Origin of the sequence: Wolbachia endosymbiont (group A) of Conops quadrifasciatus, assembly GCF_964027015.1 — a bacterium.
GTDB lineage: Bacteria > Pseudomonadota > Alphaproteobacteria > Rickettsiales > Anaplasmataceae > Wolbachia.
In genome coordinates this window covers 330570-357008 of the sequence record NZ_OZ034722.1, presented here as the reverse complement: position 1 = coordinate 357008, position 26439 = coordinate 330570, and the positions used below count along the sequence as shown (strand labels likewise).

Genomic DNA, 26439 nt, shown 5'->3' with positions numbered 1-26439 from the left:
CTAACTAAAAAACTTGCAGGTTTATTATTTTGAAATAAGGGTTATATTAAGAGATCTACTCCAAAAATTGTTCAATAGAGGTCTTTGATGGTAATTTCCCATATATTATTATCATCACACTTTGTGGAACCTTATAATATATAATAAACGCAATTAAAACTATTGCAATTTGAACATTTATGATCCCATTGCTTTAGTTCTCTGTTACAATTTTTACACTTCCAGCCCGGATCAGGCAAAGCTTCTGAGCCCATCTTGTTTAGCCAATAAATTACCTTGTCGTGTTCTTGCAATGTAACCTTAAGTTGTATTACAATAAAGTAGATTGACATGTAATTAGCCTTTTTCATAGCAGTGTCTAAATATTGACTTGCAAGATCATATTTACCTGAACTCATTGAGGACAAAGCAAGTAAACAGTAACTAAAATAATAATCAGGGCGTAAGTTGTATAGTCTTTCAGCACCTTTACTATTTAAATTGATGTACATTTTAGCTGACTGAGGAGTAGGGTTTACTGCATATTCTGCCTCTAGCACTGCAGAAGCTTTTCTAATTTTTCCAAGTTTAATATATAATTCTGCTTTTAAATAATTGATGGAGCGAAAGGTTGCATAATAACTTTGTGCTCTGAATAAAGACTTTATAGCTCCTTTAAAATCCCCTTTACTTTCATATTGTTTTGCCAAAGCACAATAAAAAACTGCAAACATTTCTTTATGGTCAAATGGAAGAAAAATATTGAACTTAACTGCTTCCTTTAACCTCAAAATCGCATTAATCCAATCTTCTTTCAATATGCAATGCTCTATTTGAAAGGGAATAGATAGCATTTTATCATTAATTGAACTAGAACAATATTCTATAAATTTTTGAAAGACTACTTTTTCTTGTTTGAGGTGAACAATCAGCTTATTGGCCAGAAGTAGAGCTAAGTTACAATTTTTATTTGCAATATTTGTTAAACCGTTACTGAAAAAGCTGTAATTTCCCGTCTTACCTGAGTTAAAGAGCTTTATTAAAGACAACCTATCGCTCTTCTCATTTAGACTTTTAACTACCTTTTGGGCATTCTCTATATTGTTTAAGTCTATGCTAAAGAAAGCTTCAAAGAGAAGCAATTCTTCCCTATCCCTTTTTCTATTTCTTATGTTGGCAAATGTTGATAAAATGGAGGAAAAAAAGCGTACAAGTGTAATTAATAAAAATAATAAAACTACACAAGTAAAAATAATGAAATATAGATCAATACTTATAGTGTAATTGCCTAATTCCAATTTTATTACTTCACCACTTACCTTGACCCATATGCCAAATAAAAACGAAAGAGCGAAAATTATAAAATAAATCATGAGATATATTGTAATAAGTGATGATATATTGTTGAAATATTCTTAGAAGCTACAATAAAACCATTCAATTTATTCAGCCATGGCTTGAATTCTGAATGCGTTAAATTGCTTACTTTAACAGTTATATTTTGCCAATCATTATCGTTTATTGACTCCTCAATTTCTGCGAATTTTGCCCTTAATGGGTCATTTTTATCTTGTATTCTAATCCAGTTTGAAATGATTTTTTTAGACAATGTACTTTTATTGTAGTTAATAACAGCAATGGTCTTCTCAAAAGATAACTTCAACTCACGTAAAGTATCTATCTCTTTCAAACTTTCCAATTCATTTACTGCATTTTCTATCTCTGGATCATCAAGCTCTGATATCAAAGGCTTTATTGAATTTATATGATTATCAAATTTTGCTTCTCGCAATAACGAATTCTTCATTTTAACTACAAGTAGCAGCAATCTTGCGAGGTTCTTATGCCTTGAGCTACCATCACCTTGCTCACATTGAGTGTGCAGACCTCTCTTTAAGTCAAATATCTTTTTTTCTACCCTGGATTGATTAACTTCAAGTGACATTCTGAATTCATCTATTTTTTCCGTTAAAACATTTATATTGTCTTCGCTTTCTTGCTGACTTATTTTTAAAAAGATTATGTTATTTATTGTAATGTAACCGGTAAATAACAATACAATTAAGAACCAACCTATGTACTTTTGCTGAGTATCATTCATAACGTAGTATCTCCGCAGGATCTTGTGCAGCTGCCTGCAATGCAGGAGCAATTGTCGCTAAAAATGATAAGAGTAACGCAAGTGCAGAAATACTTACTACATCTTGAGGGATTAATATCACCGGTAAACTTGAAAAAAAGTATATCATAGGATCAAACAGCTTGACGTTAGTAATGTTTTCTAAAAACACTCTAATACTTTCGATATTGAGAGAAAAAACGACACCTATAATACAGCCAAGACAAGTTCCCGTAAAACCGATTAATAGACCACAAGCGCAAAATATGCGCATAATGCTTACACTTGTTGCACCAAATGTACGCATAATTGCAATCGCGGATTTCTTTTCTTGCACTATCATCATTAAATTTGAGATAATATTAAACGCTGCTACAACTATAATCAAAGTAAGAATTAAAAACATCACATTTCTTTCAGTTTTTAAAGCACTAAAATAATGGCTTTGCTGTGATTGCCAACTTTCAGCTTTCATTCCTATTTCTTTTTCTATAGCATCTGCCAGCTTACCAGCTCTAGTAACGTCGTCTACAAGTACTTCTATATTTTTTATGCTATTTTCATAATTAAAAAAGGCTTGTGCTGATTTTAGAGGCATATATATCAAGGTATTATCATACTCAAACATACCCATATCAAATATTGCTATAACTTTATATTTTTTCATTCGCGGCATTTCACCAAGTAATGCATCAAATTCTTCAGATGATATAAAAGTAATTTTGTCGCCATAGTCAACGTTCAAAGCTTCTGCCAATCGTGCTCCTATTATTATCCCTTCATCAAATTTTTTTACATCACCTATAATTACATTATTTGTAATGGTAGTACTATCAAGCAAATCTTTAGTTGACACACCTCGCACTACGCTACCTGCAATTTTACCATTTGCTACAATAATAACTTGATCATTGGTCATAGGAGTAGCTTTTAATATACCAGGAATTTTCTCAATAGATTTCGAAACTGTGCAGTAATCTGAATTTATGTTCCTATCAAAATAAACATTAATATGGCCATCAATGCCAAGTATTGAGTCAAGCAACTTTGCTCTGAATCCGTTCATCACAGACATCACCACTATTAGTGTTGCAACTCCAAGGGCAATGCCGATAATAGAGAACAAAGTCGTTATAGAGCAAAATCTGGCATTTTTCGCTCGCAAATAGTAAGCAGCCATAGTAATTTCAAAGGCAATGGACATTACAAAATATTTTGAGGTTAAACATTATATTCTTGAAACTTCGTATAATTGTAGACTTTTCTTTATTTGAAAACTAGATATTTTTACTCCTTTAAATTTAGCAGACTTATAGAGTATCTTTAAAATTAGAATTTCAAAATCTTCCATATACATCATCCAATCTCACTATATCATTATCAGATAAATGCTCTCCTATCTGAAATTCAACTATTTCAAGTGGAGAGCTTGTGCTTCTATTTTCAATCCTATGGGAAACTTCCCTTGGGATTTCTATCATATGGTCTTTTACTATAGCATATTCTTTGTCGCCTAAACTAATATATCCAACTCCCGATAGTACTATATGGTATTCATCTCTATAGTGATGGAATTGCTTAGAAGTGTAGCTTAATGGATTTATAAAAAGATATTTTATAAGAAAATTTTCGCTCATTAAAATTATACTATAAAATCCCCATGGCTTGATTTCTCTTCTTATCGCTTTTGCTTTCTTAACCTTATTAATAAACGATATTAGGCTTTTGTTTGGTTGCTTATAAGCTCCACCCAATAAATTTTTATTACTTTCTGTCGTTGAAACTGGTTCTTTTTCTCTAATCACATGCTGAAATGACACCGGTTCTTTGCTAAACTTCTCACTCAATTCTAAAACTGAATTCCAAGTTCCAACATCCAACCAATCGAAATTAGCCTCTACCATTGTAATGTTCTTTGCTTTTTCCATTACCAAGTAATCAATAGATATGCCTTCAATTCCTGCAAAATCTCGTTGTTTTAAATACAGAAATCTCTCTTGCGGTATGAAATGTTTCACACTTGCAAAACATAAATTATAAAGACTTGGAGCAGATTTTTTGATCTCATCTATATAGCGTTTTGCTTTGAACACAAATATTCCAGAATTCCAATAATAATTATTACTTAATACATGCTCAGGTTTCTCTATGAAATCCTTTACTATATGATACTTTTCCTTATGATCATAAACTGCATTTATATAGCCGTATTCAGAATCGAATTCATGAAGTTTGACTCCAAAAGTAACTATAGAGTCATCCTCAGAGGCTAACTTAGACGCTTTCTCAACGGAAGCATAAAAATTATTCAAATCACCTATAAAATGGTCTGAAGGCAGAATTAACATTATCTCGTTTTCATTGCAGAGAAGCGCAGCAATTAATATCGCTGCTGCTGTTCCAATTTTCACTGGTTCGAAAATCACTTTATATTCTCGCAGCGCATGCAACTCCTTCTTCACTAACGACTCGTACTGTATATTTGTGGCAATTATGGGTGGCATATAACCACTTTTTAGCCTCAATAAAGTGTTCTGAAACATAGTGTTATGGCTAAATATTTTTTGAAATTGCTTTGGCTTCGATAAAGGCCAAAGTCTGCTGCCACTACCACCACATAGTATTACAGGGCGCATATAGTTAAGAAAATTAATTAAATAATTAACATCTTATACTAAGAGTAAAATGCATGCAAGTTTTTGTTGTGGAATAGTTAATAAAGAAAGTAAATGTTAATTTAAAGTAGTGGCCGTTTAGCGAGAAGGTAATTGAATTCTTTCGTCTTGCAATGAATTCCGTCTGCTTAGTACTTCATTAACATGAGGAGTATCACTCACTTTTTCAACATCTGCTTTTTTAAACGCAGCTATTTTCTCATTACTTTTGTTTTGCAACTTCTCCTTCTTTAAGCTTTTTCCAATATCTGGTTCTCTAGATTTATCTATACTTTCACTACTTTTATTTGACGGCTTCTCTAAGTCTTTTTCAATACCTGGCCTTCTAGCGTTAAGCTCATCCCATGTGCCCACTATACTAAGTGGCTTATGATCCTTTTGCCCTGGCTTTAGCCTTTCTCCACCTTTAATAACATTAAAGTCACCTTTTGCTTCTTCCCAACATCCTTTCAATTGGTGTTTCCACATAGTGAAGTAAGCATCACCATACTTCTTTTTATCTGCTACAAATAATAAAATTGGAGCCTTAAGTATGGTAGCTCCCATATTCACTAAATTTTTTACTGCCATTGCAGGGGTGAACAAAAGATAGCCAAAAGACTTTGCAATTGGGTTTTGTTCGCTTATTAAATACTCCCCTAACTTTATAGGAAGAGAGGTCAACAATTTAGTACAAACTTTAGCCAAGCTTGTAGCAAAAACGATAGGAACAGATATAAGACTTTTATCTAGCTCTAGATTACCATCCTGATCTCTAATTTCTAAAAAATGGGTGCTTAGCTTCTTGTAATCACTAGCGTATAGTAATTTTCCATTTCTTCCTTTTTCATCTCTATCTTTCTCATCAACTTCTCCCGTGTCATCATTGATGAAGCAACCTTTTTTAGCAAGAAAAGAAGAATTAGTTAATCTAAGTAACTTAGTATCAACCTCAAAGACCGGCAAGTGTTTTTCAAGATCTATTTTTGAAAACTTAAATGGCTTATAAAATTTACTATAATCATTAACCTCAAGCCTACCTTTACTAACTAAAAAGTCAATAGTAAAGTAAGATTTTTTATCAATTTCCTTAACCAAGGCTAGATCAAATTTGTATTCATTATATATAAGCTGGTACTCTGGATTTCCGTCTTTATCTTTTACAAGCTTGTCATTTTTTTTTACAACTCTCCCAGAATCTACAATCTGATAATAATTTTTTGGATATTGACACTTTCGTCCATCCTCATATATCATTACCTTTCTAAGGTCTTTGACATAAACTTGAGACTCAGATGAACTAAATAGATCCTTCACCTTTAGCGTAAGATCTATTCCCCACTTTTTCAATGTCTCTAACATATTGCTAAACCAAAATCGCTATAGTTCAATGATAAAACTAGTACACTAATAATATATTAACACAGAATTGGCAATTTTACAAGAAAATATGCCTGTAAAAGACAAAGATTGTAAAAGCGAGGGTTATATAAGTAATGCTTGATAAGTACTTTATGCATGTAATTGTAAAAATCCTTAGAGATACGCTGTGTATATAATCTTCACACACTACCTGCATTCCAAGAACTGCGTGCCAAAAAATGCAAAACAACAATACAACAAAAAATAAAAGCTCTAGAGGGTGATTAATAAATTTTTCACTAAAAGACAAAGAGCTATCAGTATAAAATGCGCAAGAAAATGAATAGATAAACCAAGGAAACATGAGCAGTAAAATTACCGCAGAAACACGCTGGACCCACCAATGATGTACTGAATTTCCAGATTGACTCATATAAACATAAATAAAAAAGCAATAGTAGAAAGAAGTAGCGTTACTGTCAGCAGTATAGCACTCCTTGAAACGCCAGTAATTTCTAAATTAAGCCCAACATCCCACAATAAATGACGAATACCATTAAGAAAATGATATACAAAACTTATAAAACATAAGACATAAGCTAATTTAGCAACATGAGTGAATAATAATGCATTTAAGTACCTTACTATAAGTAACTCAGGAAAGTAAACATGTAATATGAAATACCAAGAAAGTATCATTAATAAAAGGAATAGCAAGATACCAGTCAATCTGTGCATAATAGAGAAAAAAGTAGTAACTTGTACTTTATATATTTGTAAATGTGGAGAAAGAGGCCTATCACTCATAAAATTCCGTTATCGGGAAATTAAAATAAAGTAGAAGTAAAGACAGCAGTATAGCACATAACAACACCATCATTAAAAATGGTAAGTTATGCGCAAAGCCCAAGGAGGTAATCCAGCTGCAGATTCCCCTACTGCTACCTTGTTACGACTTCACCCCAGTCACCGATCCCACTTTAAATAACTCCCTCCTTGCGGTTAGGTCGTTAGCTTCGAGTAAAACCAATTCCCATGGCGTGACGGGCAGTGTGTACAAGACCCGAGAACGTATTCACCGTGGCATGCTGATCCACGATTACTAGCGATTCCAACTTCATGTACTCGAGTTGCAGAGTACAATCCGAACTGAGATGGCTTTTAAGGGATTAGCTTAGCCTCGCGACTTTGCAGCCCATTGTAGCCACCATTGTAGCACGTGTGTAGCCCACTCCATAAGGGCCATGATGACTTGACATCATCCCCACCTTCCTCCAGTTTATCACTGGCAGTTTCCTTAAAGTCCCCAGCATTACCTGATGGTAACTAAGGATGAGGGTTGCGCTCGTTGCGGGACTTAACCCAACATCTCACGACACGAGCTGACGACAGCCATGCAACACCTGTGTGAAATCCGGCCGAACCGACCCTATCCCTTCGAATAGGTATAATTTCCATGTCAAGGAGTGGTAAGGTTTTTCGCGTTGCATCGAATTAAACCACATGCTCCACCGCTTGTGCGGGTCCCCGTCAATTCCTTTGAGTTTTAATCTTGCGACCGTAGTCCCCAGGCGGAATGTTTAACGCGTTAGCTATAATACAGAAAGTAAACTTCCCATATTTAACATTCATCGTTTACAGCGTGGACTACCAGGGTATCTAATCCTGTTTGCTCCCCACGCCTTCGCGCCTCAGCGTCAGATTTGAACCAGATAGACGCCTTCGCCACTGGTGTTCCTCCTAATATTTACGAATTTCACCTCTACACTAGGAATTCCTCTATCCTCTTTCAATCTCTAGGTTAGCAGTTTTAAAAGCAGTTCCAAGGTTAAGCCTCGGGATTTCACTTTTAACTTACTAACCAGCCTACGCGCCCTTTACGCCCAATAATTCCGAATAACGCTAGCCCTCTCCGTATTACCGCGGCTGCTGGCACGGAGTTAGCCAGGACTTCTTCTGTGAGTACCGTCATTATCTTCCTCACTAAAAGAGCTTTACAACCCAAAGGCCTTCTTCACTCATGCGGCATGGCTGGATCAGGCTTTCGCCCATTGTCCAATATTCCCCACTGCTGCCTCCCGTAGGAGTCTGGACCGTATCTCAGTTCCAGTGTGGCTGATCATCCTCTCAGATCAGCTATAGATCATTGCCTTGGTAGGCTATTACTCCACCAACTAGCTAATCTAATATAGACTCATCTAATAGCAATAAATTTTTCCCCCGTAGGGCGTATACGGTATTAGTTGCCGTTTCCAACAATTATTCCGTACTACTAGGTAGATTCCTATACATTACTCACCCGTCTGCCACTAAGTTATACCATAGCAAGCTACAATATAACTCCGTTCGACTTGCATGTGTTAGGCCTGCCGCCAGCGTTCATTCTGAGCCAGGATCAAACTCTCAAATTTAGACTTCAACCTATAAAAGATTGAGGGTACATCGGATAAATCCGACAAAAAATAATTTAGCTTAATACTGCTGTCTTTATTTCTACTTTAGAAATATTTTAATCTCCAACTATTCAAACAACTTTGAGAGTATTATTATGTGATATAATCACTATGTCAATATGTTTTTGCAAATTAAAAGCATTAATGTATAAATATATAACTATTTGGAATATTACCATGAAAAAATACATCTTTCTGCTTGCACTCGCACCAATGTTAGTTGGCATCACATTATACTTATTGCGCAACATTGATAACACAAAACAATCTATAACTGCGGGTGACAAGTTTTACGAAGTATTATTCTTTAAAAAAGATAATAAGCCGCTGCTAGAAGAAATAGATTCAAATTGGGGGTATTTAGCAAATTTTGAACACGCATTCAATCATATCTCAAATTCAATGCCAACAAACACAGCATCTATTTATAATGATTTGGCAGATGATAAAGATGCTCCTAATGTTTTGCGTGAGTTAGCACAATACTTAGAGGTAATGAGCTTACTTCACTCCAACGGTAAAAAAATAAATAAAGATAAAATTGATAATTTAGAATCAAGTGCAGTGTATCCTTATTCAAGCCAAGAAGCTATCGCTGTAGTAAAGATACATAATAACGACATTAAAGGTGCAACTGAAATATTGCGTTCCCTATTAAATGACAGAAAATGCCCTATCCTAATCAAAGCTAATGCACAAGAACTACTCAGGATATATGGAAGTTAACTCATTAGACTTTTTGTATAGTTTTTGGCAACAACCGTTAGAAACGAAAAACTACTTGACAAACTCCGCCAGCGCCCTTATTATGATAATAAGGGTATTTATTGGCGAATTACATAAAATTATAGCGGCTGTATGTCTTTTTTATTTTTTCTACATTCAGCCAAATCGCGCTTATTTTAAGCGTTAGCACATTATTACAGTGCCAGTTTAAATTATTATAGGGTCAAAACTCGCACCACGGGGCTTCTTTTGCCTTTTTTTTCTGCCTGGTAAATTTCTTAAACATTTGTAGCTAAGGTTAGTTGCATTTAAAAGCAGCTAAATTGCAGTATTTAAGAATTAAAAAACGCCAATACTGAAAATAGACAATGACCAGTGTTTCTTTTGCCTTTTTTTTCGCTTGGTAAATTTCTTAATGTTTGTAACCAAATGAACTGGGCAGCGCGTGACACTGCCCTCCTTTGTCATCCGAGTGGCCCCTATGATGTCATTCCAGTGCTTGACACTGGAATCCAGGAAACTTAACTTTACACCAGGTAATAAGAACTGGATCCCAGTGTCTGGGCACTGGGATGACAAAAAAAGGATGCTACTGGAATGACAGGAAAATGGGCTACTTGGATCCTAAAGGGAAGCGTTCGTGCAATTATTGTGCATGAATTTAATGGCACAACTTATGACAATTATCTTCGCACCAAAACGTTTGTGAGACTCAGTGTTTAGATTTAATTCGCCTATTCAGCTAATTTTTATTACAATTACAACAAAATAATTTTGGCTTTGATGAAAACTGTATATGTATGTCAATCCTGTGGTCATAGCACTTGTATCTTGTAAAAAGCATCTAATGTTTTAAGCTTAAGCATTAGATGGAGAAGGGAAGCACTCTGTCATAGGGCTTAGATATAAAATCTGTCAAGTAGATAAGAGCTCCCTTCTCAAAGGTATAGGCTGGAAGGTATCGTAGAAAGACCTAAATGGTTCTAATTCTATATCCTCAAGAATAGCCTTACTTTTCATTTTTAATGGTAACGTATGGGGTTATATATGATCAACAACTTTCTGGGAATAGATGTATCAAAAGATCGCTTTGATGTTTTTCTCTCATTTATAAGTAAAAAAGGAAAACGTGAAACTAGGAAAAGAAGCTTTAAGAACGATGATAATCGGTTTCAAGGTCTGCAGAGCTTTCTACAAAAACATAACGTAGAGCAAGTGAAAGCTTGTATGGAAGTTACTGGTTGTTATAGTGAAGCTCTGGCTGAATTTCTACACAATGCTGGACATTTTGTAAGTGTTGTAAATCCTTCTTGCATAAGATCTTATGCAAGAAGTAAGCTTGTACGACAAAAGAATGATCAGACCGATGCGGAAATTATTGCTGATTACTGACAAAGACAGGAACCAACTCGTTGGACACCACCTTCTCCTGAGTTAAAAAAATTAAAACATCTTTATCGTTGCTCGGCTGCGTTAAAAGATGAATTGACATTAGTAAATAACCACTTAGAAAAAAAAGAGAGACTGCCTAAAGAAGTTACAAATGCTTGGGAAGACCTTGCAATGAATATAGCTCAAAAAATAGAAACAATAAAAAACTCCATACGTGAACTATTAAAGCAACACAAAGAGTTGTTGGAAAATTTTCAACTTCTATTAACTATTTCAGGCATAGGAGAGGAATCAGCAATAGCTATCTTAGCTGAAGTTCCTGACATAAAAGCTTTTAGAAATGCCAGGCAATTGGCAGCATATGCTGGAGCTATACCACGAAATATAACGTCAGGTTCCTCTGTATATGCCAAGCCCAGATTAAGTAAATCAGGTTCACGAACACTACGTAAGGCAATGTATTTTCCTGCTATAGTAGTTAAAAATCACAATCCTATTATTATGACTTTTTGCAAGAGATTAAAAGAAAAAGGCAAGCATAATATGGCCATTGTGGGAGCTGCGATGCATAAGTTACTCCATATTGTTTTTGGTGTTCTAAGGTTCAAAGAAGGCTTTTGATCCAGATCATATCAAAAACTACAGGGCAAAGCTGTTGGAGGAAGGTTTACTTAGCTGATTGTTAAAAAAAATACTTTCAATCTTATATGAAATATTGCCTTATTTTGTAATTTTCTTGTTGACTAACTAGACGGTATCTGCTTGGATCCTAGAGGGAAGCGTTCGTGCAATTATTGTGCATGAATTTAAATGGCACAACTTATGACAATTATCTTCGCACCAAAACGTTTGTGAGACTCAGTGTTTAGATTTACTTCGCCTATTCAGCTAATTTTTATTACAATTACAACAAAATAATTTTGGCTTTGATGAAAACTGTATATGTATGTCAATCCTGTGGTCATAGCACTGGTAGGTGGGTAGGAAAGTGCATCGCATGTGACAATTGGGATACAGTTGTTGAGGAAATAGCAGTAAAAACGGGCAAAAGAAGTATATCTGCGCCAATTTTAATAAAGACGTTATCGGGTAGCGAAATTATCACTCCAAGTCGTTTTCTAACAGGAATAGAAGAATTAGATAGAGTTTTTGGTGGGGGTATCGTTCAAGGTGCTAGCATTTTAATTGGAGGCGAACCTGGTATTGGAAAATCCACCCTTTTGCTTAGAATTGCAGCTAATGTTGTGCAACTTTCCTCTTTTGAATGTCTTTATGTATCTGGCGAGGAATCTTTAGAGCAAGTGAGTCTCAGAGCAAAGCGTCTTAAGATAAATGAACCTAAAATCAAGCTTTTATCTACAGTGTCTTTAACTGATGTAGTAGCAACAATAAAGGAAAATAAAAGTATTAAATTCTTAGTAATTGACTCTATACAAACAATGTATGATAGCAGAATTACATCGGCACCAGGAACTGTAACTCAGGTTCGTACTTGTGCCCATGAATTAACCATTCTTGCGAAACAATATGGTGTTTCTCTTTTAATAGTTGGTCATATAACTAAGGATGGACAAATAGCTGGACCTAAAACTTTGGAGCATATGGTAGATACGGTATTATATTTTGAAGGTGAAAATAGCAATCAATACCGTATTTTACGCACTATTAAAAATAGATTTGGTCCTGCAAATGAAATTGGTGTTTTTGAGATGTCTGAAGCAGGACTTGTGCCTGTTGATAATCCATCATCATTGTTTCTGATGGCCCATGACAGAGAAGTAGTTGGCAGCGCTGTATTTGCAGGAATTGAAGGTTCAAGACCAATTTTAATGGAAGTTCAAGCGTTGATAGCAGGGACTAATATGGCAACCCCAAGAAGGGCAGTAGTTGGGTGGGATATTAATCGATTGGCTATGATCATCGCGGTGCTAAATGCTCGCTGTAAAATGTTTTTGCATGATAAAGAAGTGTACCTAAACATCGCTGGAGGATTGAAAATACAGGAACCATCGGCTGATCTTGCTGTTGCTGCTTCCCTTATTTCAAGTGTAGTAAATTTACCGCTGCCAACTTCTTCAATAATCTGCGGTGAAGTTGCACTTTCTGGAGAAATTAGGAATGTCTCGTATGCTGATCTTAGACTAAAAGAAGCACAAAAGTTAGGATTCAAAAAAGCAATTATGCCTAAAAATGGTAATTACTCTTCTCATGATATTGAGATAATTAAGCTTGGTCACGTAAGGGAATTAAGAGAAATTTTTAATTACAATTAAATAATGCTTCAGCAAACTCTTTACTAGTAAACTCCTTTAAGTCCTCTATACTTTCACCAATTCCTATAGCATGTAACTTTACCTTATAAGCTTCTGCAAGTCCAATTACTACTCCGCCCTTAGCAGTGCCATCTAGCTTTGTTATGATTAACCCTGTAACACTAACCATCTTACTAAATGCCTCTAATTGGCTATAAGCATTTTGGCCAGTAGTTGCGTCAAGAACTAAAATAACATCATGAGGGGCAGTGTCATCCAATTTCTTTATCGTTCTATATATTTTTGATAACTCCTCCATAAGGTTCACATTATTTTGCAGCCTTCCTGCTGTGTCAATTAGAACAACATCAACGTTATCTTTTATAGCTTGACTTACAGCTCTATATGCCACACTTGCAGAGTCGCTACCATGCTCTCCAGTAATAATCAAGCAATCAGAACGTTCTGCCCAAATGTTTAATTGTTCACTAGCAGCAGCTCTAAATGTATCGCATGCAACAAGCATAACGGACTTTCCCATCTCCTTATATTTATATGCGAGCTTACCTATAGTTGTGGTTTTACCATTACCATTTACTCCACATACCATTATTATGTGTGGTTTTCTGTTTAAAATTAACGGTTGCACGACAGGGTTTAATATAGCTTCTATTTCGTTCATTAACTGCTGTGTGATGATATTATGCTCAACTTCCTTGTCAAATTTGATGCTTGCGAGCCTATCGATAATCAACTTAGAAGTTTTATGACCAATATCCATGCTAATTAGCAATTCTTCTAGCTCATCTAAAAGCGACTGATCTAATTTTTTTTTGCCAGAAAAAATACTTTTCACCCCGTCGCTAAAGCGAGAAGAAGTTTTTAACAAGCCTTTATAAAGGTTACTAAACAAACTCAAGGGAATACTCCTTTTTAAATTATAAACTTAATGATAACATAGAGACGCTGGTTGTAAAGAAATACACGTATTATGTGTATTTGTAAAGTTAAACAGTCGTTTTACGGGAATTTTGAAAGTAAAATACACGTAAAACGACTGTTTTCCTTTAGTTTTTAACCTAAGTATGTTATAATGTAGGGCAGTGGTTTATAGGTAATTTTATGAGTTATAATGAGAAAATTTTAGATCATTACGAAAATCCAAGGAATGTTGGCTCTCTGGATAAAAATGATCCAAATGTTGGTACTGGTTTAGTTGGTGCACCATCGTGCGGTGATGTAATGAAATTGCAGATAAAGGTCAATGACAAAGGTGTTATTGAAGATGCAAAATTTAAAACTTTTGGTTGTGGTTCTGCCATTGCTTCAAGTTCCTTGTTAACAGAGATGATAAAGGGAAGAACCATCAGTGACGTTACACAGATAAAGAATACTCAAATAGTGGAAGAGTTGTCTTTACCTCCAGTGAAGATACACTGCTCGGTGCTTGCTGAAGATGCTATAAAGGCTGCTATTCATGATTATCAAAGCAAACAAAGTAAAGGTGGACATTGAGAACTAAAGCATGAGTGAATATCAAGGAGTAAACGCTATAAAGAAAGATAAAAAACTTATTACTATAACTGTGAAAGCAGTAGAAAGGATAAGGTATTTATTGGACCAAAAGAAGCATACTAACCTTGAGAAACCGGAAGAAGCAATAGGAATAAGAGTGCTAATTAAACAAAAAGGATGTTCTGGTTTAAAATATGATATTGAATATGCGTATGATACTCGTCCTTTAGAGTCGATGATTGAGGAAAACTGCAGTGATGACCAAAAAGTTAAAGTGTTGATCGATCCAAAATCTGTCATGTTTATTCTTGGCTCTGAAATGGATTATATAGAAGAAAAATTTTCATCGGGTTTTGTTTTCAAAAATCCTAATGAGAAAGGAAAATGTGGTTGTGGAGAGAGTTTTCATGTCTAGCAGCTATTTTACATTGTTTGAAATTGAACCAACTTTCAATATCAGCTTTGATGAGTTAGAGAAAAAATATATTGAGCTAAGCAGGACTGATATAAACGAAGGACAATCTAAAAATATAATTAATATTAACAAAGCTTATCAAGTGCTGAAGTCACCACTAGAACGTGCCAAGCATTTGTTGAATCTTTTTGGTGTGGAAAGCCCAAAGGATCATCCAAATTCCGAAATATTAAATGAATCAATGGAAATAAGAGAATATTTGCTGGACTGCGATGATCTACAATTTGCAAGTAGGATGGTTGATGAAAAAATAAAAGATTGCGTTAAAAACCTAATTAACACTTTTGCTGTAAAGAATTTTGATGGAGCTGCTACACAAGTCTTAAGATTGAAATATTTATATAAGTCATTTGAGGAGGTGAAAAAGAATGCAACCAATTCAAATTTCTGAACCAAATTCAAGTGAAGTAGTTTTTGGTATAGATCTTGGTACTACCAATTCTTTAATTGCCATGGTAAATAAAGCTGGCAACGTGGAGATATTTAAAGATGAGCAGGGAAGAGAGCTACTGCCTTCTGTTATTTCTTATGAAAATAATACATTGAAAACTGGCTGTGACGTCGGTCAAAATGCAATCTACTCAATAAAGCGTTTAATGGGTGAAAGTGTTGAAGAATTAAATAAAGAAGGCCTCAATTTTGAAATAGATAACGAAAGTGAAAAAGTTATTAGAGTAAAATGCTCAGAGGAGAAGTATCTTACTCCTGTTGAGATTTCTGCTGAGATATTAAAAGCTTTATGCGAGAGGGTAAAAAAATCCACAGGGATAAAAGTGAAAAAAGCAGTAATTACTGTGCCAGCTTACTTTGACGATTCAGCACGTAACGCAACTAAATATGCAGCAAAATTAGCTGGCATAGAAGTTCTTCGCCTCGTTAACGAGCCAACCGCTGCAGCGCTTTCTTACTCCATTGAAAAGAACAATAACAGTGGAATATATGCAGTTTATGACCTTGGTGGAGGAACATTTGATATTTCAATATTGAAATTACATCAAGGAGTGTTTCAAGTCCTTGCGGTTGGTGGTGATACCAAACTCGGCGGTGATGATTTTGATCACCTACTAAGTTCAATTGTACTTGATAAGTATAGAGAAAAAGTAGGTTTAAACAAGGAGTCGACAACACACCTTAATGTCATTCCAACAAATAACGCTGGAACCTGCAATATCCGTACCGCGAAAGAATACTTAAGTGAAAATGCATCAGGCACTTTTGGCTTTAACATTAACGGCAAGCCATTTGAATGTGAAATAACTAGAGAAAAGTTCGAACAGGCAATAAGTCCTTTGGTTAGTAAAACTATCAATATAGTCACTCGTACTATAAGCGATATAGATCTTAAAATTGATGATATAAAAGGAGTAATTTTAGTTGGTGGTGCAACTAGAACACCATTGGTTCAAAATTCACTAGTCAAACTCTTTGGAAATAAAGTACTGAATGACGTGGATCCGGATAAAGCAGTTGCCATTGGGGCAGCTCTGCAGGCTCATGATTTAACTTCGAGCTCAAAAGATAGGAATATTCTCCTGGATGTTCTACCTTTATCACTTGGCATAGAAACTATGGGAGGCATAGTTGAAAAAATCATACCAAGAAATACGCCACTACCAGTTTCAGAGATAAAAGAATTTACAACTTATGTTGATGGGCAAACAGCAATGAAAATTCACGTTTGTCAGGGAGAACGTGAAATGATAGAGGATAACAAATCTCTAGCGCAGTTTGAACTAAAAGGTATACCTCTACTGCCTGCAGGTTCTGCAAGAATTGAAATAGAATTTACAGTTAACGTTGACGGAATCTTGACTGTTACTGCAAGAGAAAAAGCTACCAGAATCGAGCAGACAGTTGAAGTAAATTCAAGTTTTGGCTTGAGTGAAGCTGATGTTCAAAATATGGTTAACCAGTCAATAAACAGCTTTGATGAAGATATGAAGGCTCGTTCCCTTGCAGAGGCTAAAATTAACTGTAACAAGCTCATACATCTAGTTGAAAATGTTTCCACTGATCAAAAGTTGAAAAACCTATTACAAAACGCAAAAAACGCTTTACAAGGCAATGACTTGAATGAAATTAACAACGCTATCGCTGAGTTAGAAAGTTCTGCTTTAGAATTATGTGAATTAACAGATAGGTAGAGTTTACACAACTTTATGCAATATCCTGTCAAATCTCAGAGCAACAGGTAACCTGAAATTAAATGGTAACCAATCGACCTTCCCCAATTTAAACGATAAACCAACTATACTTACACGCCCAATGATATTTTCCATTGGTACAAAACCAACTTCAGGAAACCTGCTATCCAAAGAATTATTTCTATTGTCTCCCATAACAAAAAATTGATCGTTAGGTACATAATAAACCGGAGTGTTATATGATAGCTTATTAGAAATGTTATCTACCAAAATCTCATGCTCCTTGCCACTTAAAAGCGTTTCTATATATCTTGGTATGTTATGATTTGACTCATAATCAAAAAAACTTTCAATTTGCCTTCGCTCTACTTTCTGATCATTTAGGTATAATTCTCCCTCTATCATTTGCACTTTGTCACCTGGTGTTCCTATTACTCGCTTAACAAACCTGATGCTGTCATTTCTTGTGGGTTTAAAAACTACTATGTCGCCACGCTTTGGAGGGGTATAAAAAATCCTGCCGCTAAAAATGTTTGGAGAAAATGGAAATGAGTGTTTACTGTAACCGTATGAATATTTACTAGTAAAAATGTAATCCCCTTCAAGTAGGGTGCTTTTCATTGAACCAGAAGGTATATGAAATGGCTCGAATAAAAAACTACGTATTGATAGCGCAATCAACAGTAAAAAAAACAATGAAGATAAAAATCTTCCCGTTCTTATCACCCAGTTTTTGCTTAGTTCTTCCAACTTTTCCAACTTTGTTTTTCTTATAGATTAAGCTTATTATAATACATAAATTAAAAAATGGTAATATGAAATTTTACTTGTGAATGTTATTCCTCTATTCAAAACAATTTTGAAAAGGCGGTTCATTTCTTTCAATGGTGTCATCCAAGTAGCGTGACACATAACTCTACGAACATTGCAATTTGCAGGTGGCAGATGAAAGTAGCTGACACTGAGATCCAGAAAAAAGAATGGTGTCATCCGAGTAGCTGACACTGGTTCCTGCAATCTCATCGAAAACGTTGTAACCACTTTCTATAGACCTGCTGAGAATCAAGCAATAAAAAGAAGGAAAGGAGGGTGACTAAAATCAAGGTTAACTAAAAGGCGTGCTTAAGATTCACAATACCAGCAATAATATTGAACCTCAGGTTGTATTTTTTCTGAAAATTGCGGTAAACATGAGACATAATCTTAAATATCTTTATCTCACGGATCTTATTTTCTACTCTCATTCTAAATGATGCTAATCTTCTATTATGCTCTTTCTGCTCTGGAGTTAATGGCTTTTTACGATACTTTTTATATGGAATTATAACATTGCTTTGCAATTTTTGCCAACCTTGATATCCAGAATCGGCATATTTTATGCTATCGATTGGTAAATATTTTTCTTGTTTCCTTATGCGAAAATCATTAATTCTACCACGATATGAATTTGACACTGATAAAATTCTTCCACCTTCTTCGATAATAATCTCAGTTTTCATAGTGTTGGTTCTTTTTTTTCCTGAATATGATTTCTTCCGTTTTTTACTATCTTCTGGTCTCTGTATTTGCTGTTCTGTAACATCAGCCAGAATCTTCAGTATTTTTTCTGGTGTCATACTTCTATCTTTTGTTATAGTAACTTTTTTGGCAAGTAATGGCTCTATTTTCTTCAGTAACCTACATACATTTGCGTTGTGAACATTGAACAGGCACCCTAAAAATCTATGTGTTATGTAAGTGCGATAGTACAAAATTACGCAAAATAACTTATCTTCTAGAGTTGGTAGTTGTGATCTTCTACCATGGCACTTTTTCTGTTTTTCAACTCTTTCCCACCCAGACCTAACTTTTTCCACTACCTTTTCGAACTCCTCTATAGTTAAACCTGTTATATTACGAAAGTTTCTTGGGTGTTTCTTCATGTTATAGTAACTAAAGCTCATTTTTTTACCTTACTCAATCTGCTTATTCTTCTTCTACTTCTCTCACATTATTTTTTCAATCACCTTTTGCAGCAGGTCTAATGCTAATTTGCTTGTAAGCAACCTGGATCCCAGTGTCGGCTACTTGGATGACACCATTATAGAGTGAACCAGTGTCAGCTACTTTCATGACACCATCTGGATGCAAATTTCCTTAAACGTTCGTAAACTTAAAACTTTACTTTAGGTCAAACTGCTGTATAGTGGCTTTATAGCTTTAGTTTTACAATGAATATACCTAGTATAGAAAATTGTGATCTTCACAATAAAACCGTCTTACTCAGAGTTGACTTCAATGTTCCTATAAAAGATGGAGAAATTCGTGACGTCACTCGTATTTTGAGAGCATTGCCTACTATTGAGTATTTAGTTAATGCAAGTGCAAAGATTATTATTATATCGCATTTCGGACGCCCAAAGGCCAGAGACAATAATCTGTCACTAAAAAATGTAATTGACACTTTATCGCAGTTACTAAATAAAAAAGTGAAATTCATTGATGATTGCGTTGGTGAAAAAGTGCAAAAAGCAGTGAGTGCTATGGATGCAAGAGATATAATATTACTAGAGAATCTAAGATTTTATAAAGAGGAAGAGCAGAGTGACTCAAATTTTGCCAAACAACTAGCATCTCTAGCGGATATATATGTAAATGATGCATTTTCTTGCTCTCACAGAGCTCACGCTTCTATTTCACGCATTACAGAGTTTTTACCTTCCTACGCGGGATTTTGCTTACAAGATGAGCTAAAGTATCTTGAAAAAGCTGTATCGTTTAAAACTAAACCTATTACTGCGATAGTTGGGGGAGCCAAAATGTCAACTAAGATAAAAATGCTTATAAAGCTAACAGAAAAGGTTGATTACCTAGTTCTCGGAGGTGCAATTGCTAATAATTTTTTGTTATTTAGCAAAGTAAATATAGGAAAATCTTTCTTTCAAAATGGTGTTGACGACCTTCTACATAATATTGTTGAAACAGCAAATAAAAACAATTGCAAAATAGTTGTGCCAGAAGACGTTCTGGTTGCAGTAAACTCTGATTACAGCACTAGTATTTCAAGAAGAACTGAGTCCATTTTGGATGGTGATATAATTTTGGATATCGGACCACAAACTTTGAGTACAATAAGCAGTATAATAGCAAGCAGTAAGACTCTGCTGTGGAATGGACCTATTGGTGTTTTTGAACATTCAGCTTTTGCAAGTGGTACAATAGGGGTAATGAAAGTCGTAAGTGACTTAACGCACAAAGGAAAGTTAACCAGCATAATAGGGGGAGGTGATAGTCTATCTGCAGTAAGCGCTGCAGGCCTTACCGATAAGGATTTTACATGTGTTTCCACTGGTGGAGGAGCGTTTTTAAGTTGGCTGGGTGGTGATGAAATGCCGGGAGTTGCTGCTCTGCAAAAATGCACTCAACATTAGATTAAAACTTTTTTAAATTGTTTCTTATAAGCTAGCTTTTTTGTGAACTTGATTATGTCGAAGACAGTTAAACTAATTTTGTGTTTAATAATACCGATAATAGGATTTATTTTTTATATTAAGGATCATTATTTTCACACCAGTTATGTAGAAGAAAATGTTAAGGTCAATTTTGAACCATTTTTCAGTTCACAACCAGGTTATATACCACCGTTTCCAGAATTAACTGACTTCGATAGAGGAGTGTTGAAAGTTTGTGGAGATTGGGGAGCACATCCAGATAAAGAAGATTTCAAAATTTTACTTAGTTGTCCGCAGCATCAAGAAGTAGTGAAAGGAATATATGATAAGCTTGATCATCAAGTGATTACGCCAGATGCGGATTTGGAGTTATTTAAAGATGAACTGGCTAACATTTGGTTTACAAATAGTGGAAGTGAAAAAGAAACTATAGGGTTTGGACATATTTTTTGTGGTGAGCCAAACGATAAATTAGGTGGTATGCATTTTGTAGGTAGATATGTTGAAGCTCAAGAAGATAAATGGGCAGGTGCAATTTGGAATGATAAGTCCCTATGCAATAAATCAGATATTAAGCCACCAGTTTATACATTTGGAATGAAATATTTGGGTAAGGATGGGGAAGTGAAAGTTAAATGCCCAAATGGATACGCATATAACCTTCATGCCGATGATATTTTAATTTCTGCAACTAAGGCGTTCAAGGAATTAGGAAAAGATGGAATGTGCCTATATGAAATGGAAGATGACAATTATCAATCAGTGTTTGTAAGAAAGAATGATTCTATACTTACGTTCTATCCCGACTTAACACCAAAATGTGATGATAAGAGTACTAATTGTAGTTGCAATAAATCTTAATTTCAAAACCAATAGGGTGAACAAATGATAAAAATGTTATAGCCAATTTATGCTGACCCAAGCAACACCCGCGGTATCTCATCCGCTAACTAATAGCGGAATGACGGTTTTTCAAATTGTCGGTTTATACTTCAAAAATCAGGTAAACCTTTCTTAGGTATATTTTCAAACTCACCAATTAAAGTTTTTATATCTTGCGGTAAATCAGAGACAAATTCCATGTATTTATTACTTTTTGGGTGGTATAAGCCAAGTGTATAAGCATGTAGTGCTTGCCTATTGAAATTACGAATAAAACTAGAGTTTTTAGCATATTTTGTGCTTTTACTACTATTTTTTCCGTAAACTTGATCACCAACTATGGAATGTCCTATGTGGCTCATGTGGACTCGAATTTGGTGTGTTCTGCCTGTCTCTAAAGTGCATTTAACCAGGCTTGCTTGTCCTATAACTTTTTGCACTAAATAGTAAGTGATTGCTAATTTGCCTGTGATTTTTGTTACACACATCATTTCTTTATTACCGCGTTTGGGAGCAATGTTAGTTTTTATAGTTCCCTGCTGGGAAGATAATGCTCCCCAAACTACTGCTAAATATTCTCGCTTTATTTTACGATTTGATAACAATTCAGACAAAAAACTATGGGCTTCCTCATTTTTTGCAATTACCATCAGCCCACTAGTATCTTTATCGAGTCTATGAACAATTCCTGGTCTTACATCAAGGTGAGCGATAACTGCGTTCAAGAGCGTATCATTGTTTGTCCCAGCACCAGGGTGCACTGTTAATCCACTTTGTTTACTCAGAACTATAATGTCCTCATCTTCATAGACGATATCAAGTTTTATGTCATAATTAGGCTCAATTGATGTGGATATGTTAGGTTGAACGAGATGTACTATATACTCTTCACCTGATTTTACTATGTGATCATTATTAATTATCGGTGTGCCAAGTAATTTTACCTGCTCATTCTGTATTAGTCTTTGAGTTTTACTGCGCGATATGTTGCATTTTTCAGCTATATAGGTGTCTAACCTTAATTTTTTCTCATCACTATTAATGTTTAAGGTTATATCTATCCTGCACACGCTACTTTAAATGCTGCGTGAATGTTTTTGTCTACAAAATCAACTTTTGTACTAGGAAGATCACCTTGTTTTTTAATATGGCAAGTTGTCTTAGAGCTATCTTTCCAGTGGACTATTATTTTATTATCAAAATCCCGTAGTGTTGCCTCAACCTTTTTTTCTTTATTATCTTTTTCTTCCAGCTTAATAGATTCTAATAAATAATATAAAAATTCACTTGGGTTGCCATTGATTTTTTCTTTCCATTCATCTGTTCTTTTTCGTTCAAATAAATCTTTTTTCTGCTGCCTTATTCTGTATTGTTTTTCTAAGACTGCCATTTGTTCTTGTAGATCCTTCTCTTCATCTACTAATTGATCAGTATTATCTTCATTATCAGGCTCATTTGGTTGGCTGTGTTCTTCTAATAACTGTGCTTGTATCTCTTTGTCTGCAGATCCATTAGTGCTAGTTTGCATCTCTTTATTTGCAGATCCGTTAGCATTAGATCGACTACTGCTTCCTTGCCCATTTTGTTGAGGGTTGGGGTTATTAGGTGCGTTAGGCAGTCTTTCATTGTGGAAAGTAGCTCCCGTTAGTCCCATATATTGTCCTGGCTTTAACCTGGCTACTCTATCATCAATAGTCTCTACTGCATTCTTAATAGCATTTATTGTGTCCATTACCTTCTTTACATCCACTTCACTCAGTTTATCTTTTACGTCTTTGCTAACTTCTTTACACAGAACATCCACACTTTTACTAATATCTTTCAGGCAGTCAGTTATTTCTTTACTAGCAGTTGTTTTCACCTCATCCACATTTTTCTTTATATCTTTTTCTAATTTATCAAGTAAAGCTTTGAGATCCTTCCCTATACTGCCAAGCGTTTCTTTAATGTTAATATTTGCAGGCTTTAAAAGACTATTATCAAGTAAATCGCAAGCTTTTTTAAGGTTACTGACAAATGAGTCGCAAAACGGACTAAGCAGTTCTTTCATTAGAGATATTAGTTCATTTTCCTTTTTACCAAGCTTATTTTCTATTACTGATACAACCATGCCCTTTCCAGACCAGTATGGAAGTAGAAGACCTAAAGTATTGTGGTTTCTAATAGTATGATTTTCATAATCTACGCTATTACTTATTAGATTGCTAAGTGTTGATATGATGCATACAAGAATAACGACTAATAAAGATATTAATGTTATTAGAGCATTAATGGATTGTGATATTGCTGAAACTACTATAATAGCACCAAATACATATGATCCAGTAAACAAGAAAATCCTATTTCTATTTTCTGCTTTTATATCTTCTAGTATTTTTCTCTGCGTCTTAGAAATTGGTAAAACTATTGAAAGCTTTTTCCTCTTACGATCTAAATTTGTTACAATTTCAATTTTTTCGGCTTCTTGAACAATCTGGCTGTACTGTTCATCAACTTGATAGTTTCCTACTTTTTTATCTATCTCATTCTCTTTTATTTTTTGTGTATTTATAAAGTTTATAACAGCAGTAAATAAGAGAACTGCAAGAGGAATAAAGACAAGAGGTGCTGGCGTGAACACAAACCCAGCAATACTTACTGTAACAGGCTGAATAGAAAAGGCAGTAAATGCTATAAGAGTAGCAATGGTACTTGATATCGATATAGTACCAGAATACTTTCTTATAGATCTCAAAATTCTACTGGGCTGGTCAGAAAGTTTTCTAAATCCTAAAAAATCAAAATAGTTTTTGAAAGGATCTTTAGTTTCTGTAACCATAACATTTTTCTAGTTTTAATTTATTTAGGTATACATTAACCAAACCTTAAAATCAAGTTTCTTAATTTTTCAACATGTGCCAAGGCCTATTAGAGCGCACTGTATTAATCTTTACGTAACGATTTGTTAACCAAATTAAATGTGTGCCATATGTTTTTAGATTGGTGTATTTAATAGTTCTAGTATTACAAACTGAATAGTCGAATTCACTTAATTGAATTATTAAATCAACTTTATCACAATTTTCTGAAATATCTTCTTTTTTATAAGCAAGCAGTACTGATTTATTATTTCCTTTATTATATATACAGCCATAATCGTTGCACTTTAGTCTTTTATCTGGATTGCTATATTTTGTATGATTCAAAATTTGGTTCTGCCCATTTTGTTTCGCCCATGTTTTGACAACAAAGTTCCTATTTTTTCTGGTGAGAGAATATAGTAAGTTATCACTCTCCTTTGCAGCAACATTATCAGCATTTATTAGGATGTCGGGGGTTTTATATGCGGTGCTAAAGCAAATACCTAGTACAATAAAGAAAATTCCGAAGAAACGCCAATTTCTTTCCCACAAGCACAGCCACAATAAACCAAGTGTTATGATAATAATTGATGAGGCAGGAAAAGTACGAATGGGAATAACCAAATACTGAAGACTAGCGATAGCGTTTGTTATATACAAAATACTGTCAATTGGGCGTTCTATAAGTGGCGCTATAATCCATTCAATACCGAAAGGAATCAACAAAACATAGATTATTCCAAGTGGAATAATAATTAATGTAACTATTGGTATAGCAACTAAATTTGTGATAATACCACTAATTGAAAAATAATTAAAATTGTATATCGTGTACGGAACAGTTGCTAAACTTGCTATTACTGAGCTGATCATTATCGACACAAAATATTTCATTATTTTTATTTTGAACAATTTATTAGCATTAATTTGATAACTGGCAACCAGTGCCAAAACCGCAGAAAATGACATCTGAAAGCCTGGCTTTAAAATTGCTTCTGGTTCTACTGAGAGTATCACTGCAGCAGCAAACGCAATTGCTATTAATCCTCGATATTTTCTCTCTATCATTATTGCAACGAGTACTAAAATCACCATGATGTAGGCACGCTGAGCAGAAATTTGCATACCGGTAATCAACAAATAAAACGTGTTTGGCAAGATAGTAAGGAATGCAGATATTTTCTTGGTGTTATACTTAAGAGTCAAAGTTTCAGATATTGCGAATAAATTACGAAACACTATAAAAAACAGACCAGCAACGAATGATAAATGCAAACCAGATATGGCAAACAAATGTGCTATACCTGAATCTCTTATCGCATCCATAGTTTTTTGGTCTATTCCGTCCTTTTTGCCGATTAGTAATGCAGAAATTATGTCTGCATGTGGTTTTTTAATATTTTGCTGCAGGTTTTCATAAATGTATTGACGGAAAGATTCTATATATTCTTGAAATTTCTTTGCTTCAGCCTTTTTGTGCAAAGCTATTTTGCTTGTTGCAAAACCTGTTGCACTTATTTTCTGATAATATGCTATTCTTGCAAAATCATATGCATGCTCCAAGGGCGCAATCTTTATAGGGAAGAGTTTTGCTGATAATTTTACTTGATCGCCTATTTTAATGCCTTTTTCCACTTTGGTTCTAACTGATATTCTGATGTTATCTAGAGCTCTATCCGGTGTCATTCCAGCGCGTAACGCTGGAATCCATATCTTTTTTTTCTGGATCCCAGTATCAAGTACTGGGATGACAAAAGGGGGTGCTGGGATGACAGGAGAGGATTTTGAGATAGCAGAGGGTTTTGTAACAGAAAGCAGAAATTGTTTGTATGAGCCCCTGTCATTAATGTCCTTCACTGTGGCAATTATATCTTTTACGTATCTCTCTTTATCAAGAATTTGAGTATCAACTAAAGCTGTTCTTAATTTACTAGCTGTAAATCCTATGAGCACTGCAATTAAAGCAATGCATAGTATTGTGTACCTTTTGTGCAGTATCGCAATCAGAGTTAGTGTAGGTGGAAGCAAAAGAAAAATAGATATAGTGAAAATGCAGCTTGGTTCAAAACTTAGGGAAAAATAGGTTAAAATCCCTACACACTGACACACAGGAAACCACAGTATCAAGTTATATTTTTCATTACGTAGGTTATGACGTATATAGCTAACTATTATGTCAAAAAAAGTTAATAAATATACTAATATACGACCCATA

The 26439-nt window shown here is 34.7% G+C and carries 21 protein-coding genes, 1 rRNA gene and 1 pseudogene; 9 read left to right on the top strand and 14 right to left on the bottom strand.

Annotation, left to right across the window (positions count from 1 at the left end):
- Positions 1-131 precede the first annotated feature (131 nt).
- The 8 genes from AAGD69_RS01780 to AAGD69_RS01745 all read right to left on the bottom strand — a co-directional run bounded on the left by AAGD69_RS01780 (position 132) and on the right by AAGD69_RS01745 (position 8525).
- Positions 132-1352 (bottom strand): heme biosynthesis protein HemY, encoded by a 1221-nt coding sequence (locus AAGD69_RS01780; RefSeq protein ID WP_341812380.1) that lies wholly within the window; start codon positions 1350-1352, stop codon positions 132-134.
- Complete coding sequence (locus AAGD69_RS01775; RefSeq protein ID WP_341812379.1) at positions 1349-2080, bottom strand: hypothetical protein; 732 nt, start codon at positions 2078-2080, stop codon at positions 1349-1351. The genes AAGD69_RS01780 and AAGD69_RS01775 overlap by 4 nt, the downstream gene beginning before the upstream one ends.
- Entirely contained in the window at positions 2073-3302 is a 1230-nt protein-coding gene (locus AAGD69_RS01770) for a lipoprotein-releasing ABC transporter permease subunit (RefSeq protein WP_341812378.1), read from the bottom strand. Before AAGD69_RS01770 ends, AAGD69_RS01775 begins: the two co-directional genes overlap by 8 nt.
- Before the next feature lie 133 nt (positions 3303-3435).
- A complete protein-coding gene (locus AAGD69_RS01765) occupies positions 3436-4734 on the bottom strand; it encodes a sugar phosphate nucleotidyltransferase (RefSeq protein WP_341812377.1) in 1299 nt (432 codons plus the stop codon).
- 117 nt (positions 4735-4851) lie between these two features.
- Entirely contained in the window at positions 4852-6114 is a 1263-nt protein-coding gene (locus tag AAGD69_RS01760; protein ID WP_341812376.1) for a hypothetical protein, read from the bottom strand.
- Between the two features lie 76 nt (positions 6115-6190).
- Positions 6191-6547: a succinate dehydrogenase, hydrophobic membrane anchor protein gene (gene sdhD, locus AAGD69_RS01755; RefSeq protein WP_341812375.1), complete on the bottom strand. Its 357-nt coding sequence runs from the start codon at positions 6545-6547 to the stop codon at positions 6191-6193.
- Positions 6544-6921 (bottom strand): succinate dehydrogenase, cytochrome b556 subunit, encoded by a 378-nt coding sequence (gene sdhC / locus AAGD69_RS01750; protein WP_341812374.1) that lies wholly within the window; start codon positions 6919-6921, stop codon positions 6544-6546. The genes sdhD and sdhC overlap by 4 nt, the downstream gene beginning before the upstream one ends.
- A 100-nt stretch (positions 6922-7021) precedes the next feature.
- Positions 7022-8525 (bottom strand): 16S ribosomal RNA (locus AAGD69_RS01745).
- A 153-nt stretch (positions 8526-8678) separates the two neighbouring features.
- Here AAGD69_RS01745 and AAGD69_RS01740 point away from each other — a divergent pair.
- From AAGD69_RS01740 to radA, 3 genes and pseudogenes are all read left to right on the top strand, one after another.
- The gene (locus AAGD69_RS01740) at positions 8679-9293 is read left to right on the top strand and encodes a hypothetical protein (protein ID WP_341812627.1); all 615 of its coding nucleotides are present in this window, start codon (positions 8679-8681) and stop codon (positions 9291-9293) included.
- A gap of 1047 nt (positions 9294-10340) precedes the next feature.
- Positions 10341-11364, top strand: a pseudogene (locus AAGD69_RS01735) (IS110 family transposase).
- 250 nt (positions 11365-11614) lie between these two features.
- Entirely contained in the window at positions 11615-12958 is a 1344-nt protein-coding gene (gene radA, locus AAGD69_RS01730; protein WP_341812373.1) for a DNA repair protein RadA, read from the top strand.
- On the opposite strand, the gene ftsY is transcribed toward radA, so the two are convergent.
- On the bottom strand, positions 12945-13856 hold the full coding sequence (gene ftsY / locus AAGD69_RS01725) for a signal recognition particle-docking protein FtsY (protein WP_341812372.1): 912 nt from the start codon (positions 13854-13856) through the stop codon (positions 12945-12947). The two genes, radA and ftsY, sit on opposite strands and share 14 nt — an antisense overlap.
- A 203-nt stretch (positions 13857-14059) precedes the next feature.
- On the opposite strand from ftsY, the gene iscU reads away from it, so the two are divergent.
- Genes iscU through hscA form a run of 4 tightly spaced genes read left to right on the top strand, consistent with a single transcriptional unit; the run spans position 14060 to position 17071 of the window.
- Positions 14060-14452: a Fe-S cluster assembly scaffold IscU gene (gene iscU, locus AAGD69_RS01720; protein ID WP_114516867.1), complete on the top strand. Its 393-nt coding sequence runs from the start codon at positions 14060-14062 to the stop codon at positions 14450-14452.
- 10 nt (positions 14453-14462) lie between these two features.
- Complete coding sequence (locus AAGD69_RS01715) at positions 14463-14867, top strand: HesB/IscA family protein (RefSeq protein ID WP_341812371.1); 405 nt, start codon at positions 14463-14465, stop codon at positions 14865-14867.
- The gene (locus tag AAGD69_RS01710) at positions 14860-15318 is read left to right on the top strand and encodes an iron-sulfur cluster co-chaperone HscB C-terminal domain-containing protein (protein ID WP_164224977.1); all 459 of its coding nucleotides are present in this window, start codon (positions 14860-14862) and stop codon (positions 15316-15318) included. The genes AAGD69_RS01715 and AAGD69_RS01710 overlap by 8 nt, the downstream gene beginning before the upstream one ends.
- Positions 15296-17071 carry a Fe-S protein assembly chaperone HscA gene (gene hscA / locus AAGD69_RS01705; RefSeq protein WP_341812370.1) on the top strand — a complete coding sequence of 592 codons (1776 nt, stop codon included), beginning with the start codon at positions 15296-15298 and terminating at the stop codon, positions 17069-17071. The genes AAGD69_RS01710 and hscA overlap by 23 nt, the downstream gene beginning before the upstream one ends.
- Before the next feature lie 3 nt (positions 17072-17074).
- Here hscA and lepB read toward each other — a convergent pair whose 3' ends face one another.
- A complete protein-coding gene (gene lepB, locus AAGD69_RS01700; RefSeq protein WP_341812626.1) occupies positions 17075-17821 on the bottom strand; it encodes a signal peptidase I in 747 nt (248 codons plus the stop codon).
- Positions 17822-18180: 359 nt separating this feature from the next.
- Positions 18181-18993: a transposase family protein gene (locus tag AAGD69_RS01695; RefSeq protein ID WP_410529853.1), complete on the bottom strand. Its 813-nt coding sequence runs from the start codon at positions 18991-18993 to the stop codon at positions 18181-18183.
- A gap of 288 nt (positions 18994-19281) precedes the next feature.
- On the opposite strand from AAGD69_RS01695, the gene AAGD69_RS01690 reads away from it, so the two are divergent.
- Positions 19282-20481 (top strand): phosphoglycerate kinase, encoded by a 1200-nt coding sequence (locus AAGD69_RS01690; RefSeq protein WP_341812369.1) that lies wholly within the window; start codon positions 19282-19284, stop codon positions 20479-20481.
- Between the two features lie 54 nt (positions 20482-20535).
- The gene (locus AAGD69_RS01685; RefSeq protein ID WP_341812368.1) at positions 20536-21363 is read left to right on the top strand and encodes an EndoU domain-containing protein; all 828 of its coding nucleotides are present in this window, start codon (positions 20536-20538) and stop codon (positions 21361-21363) included.
- 131 nt (positions 21364-21494) lie between these two features.
- Here the strand turns inward: AAGD69_RS01685 and AAGD69_RS01680 are convergent, their stop codons facing one another.
- From AAGD69_RS01680 to AAGD69_RS01670, 3 genes are all read right to left on the bottom strand, one after another.
- Positions 21495-22388: an RluA family pseudouridine synthase gene (locus AAGD69_RS01680; protein ID WP_410529869.1), complete on the bottom strand. Its 894-nt coding sequence runs from the start codon at positions 22386-22388 to the stop codon at positions 21495-21497.
- Between the two features lie 53 nt (positions 22389-22441).
- Positions 22442-24202, bottom strand: coding sequence for a hypothetical protein (locus AAGD69_RS01675; protein WP_341812367.1), 1761 nt, complete (start codon positions 24200-24202; stop codon positions 22442-22444).
- A 61-nt stretch (positions 24203-24263) separates the two neighbouring features.
- A complete protein-coding gene (locus AAGD69_RS01670) occupies positions 24264-26438 on the bottom strand; it encodes a ComEC/Rec2 family competence protein (RefSeq protein WP_341812366.1) in 2175 nt (724 codons plus the stop codon).
- Position 26439 lies beyond the last annotated feature (1 nt).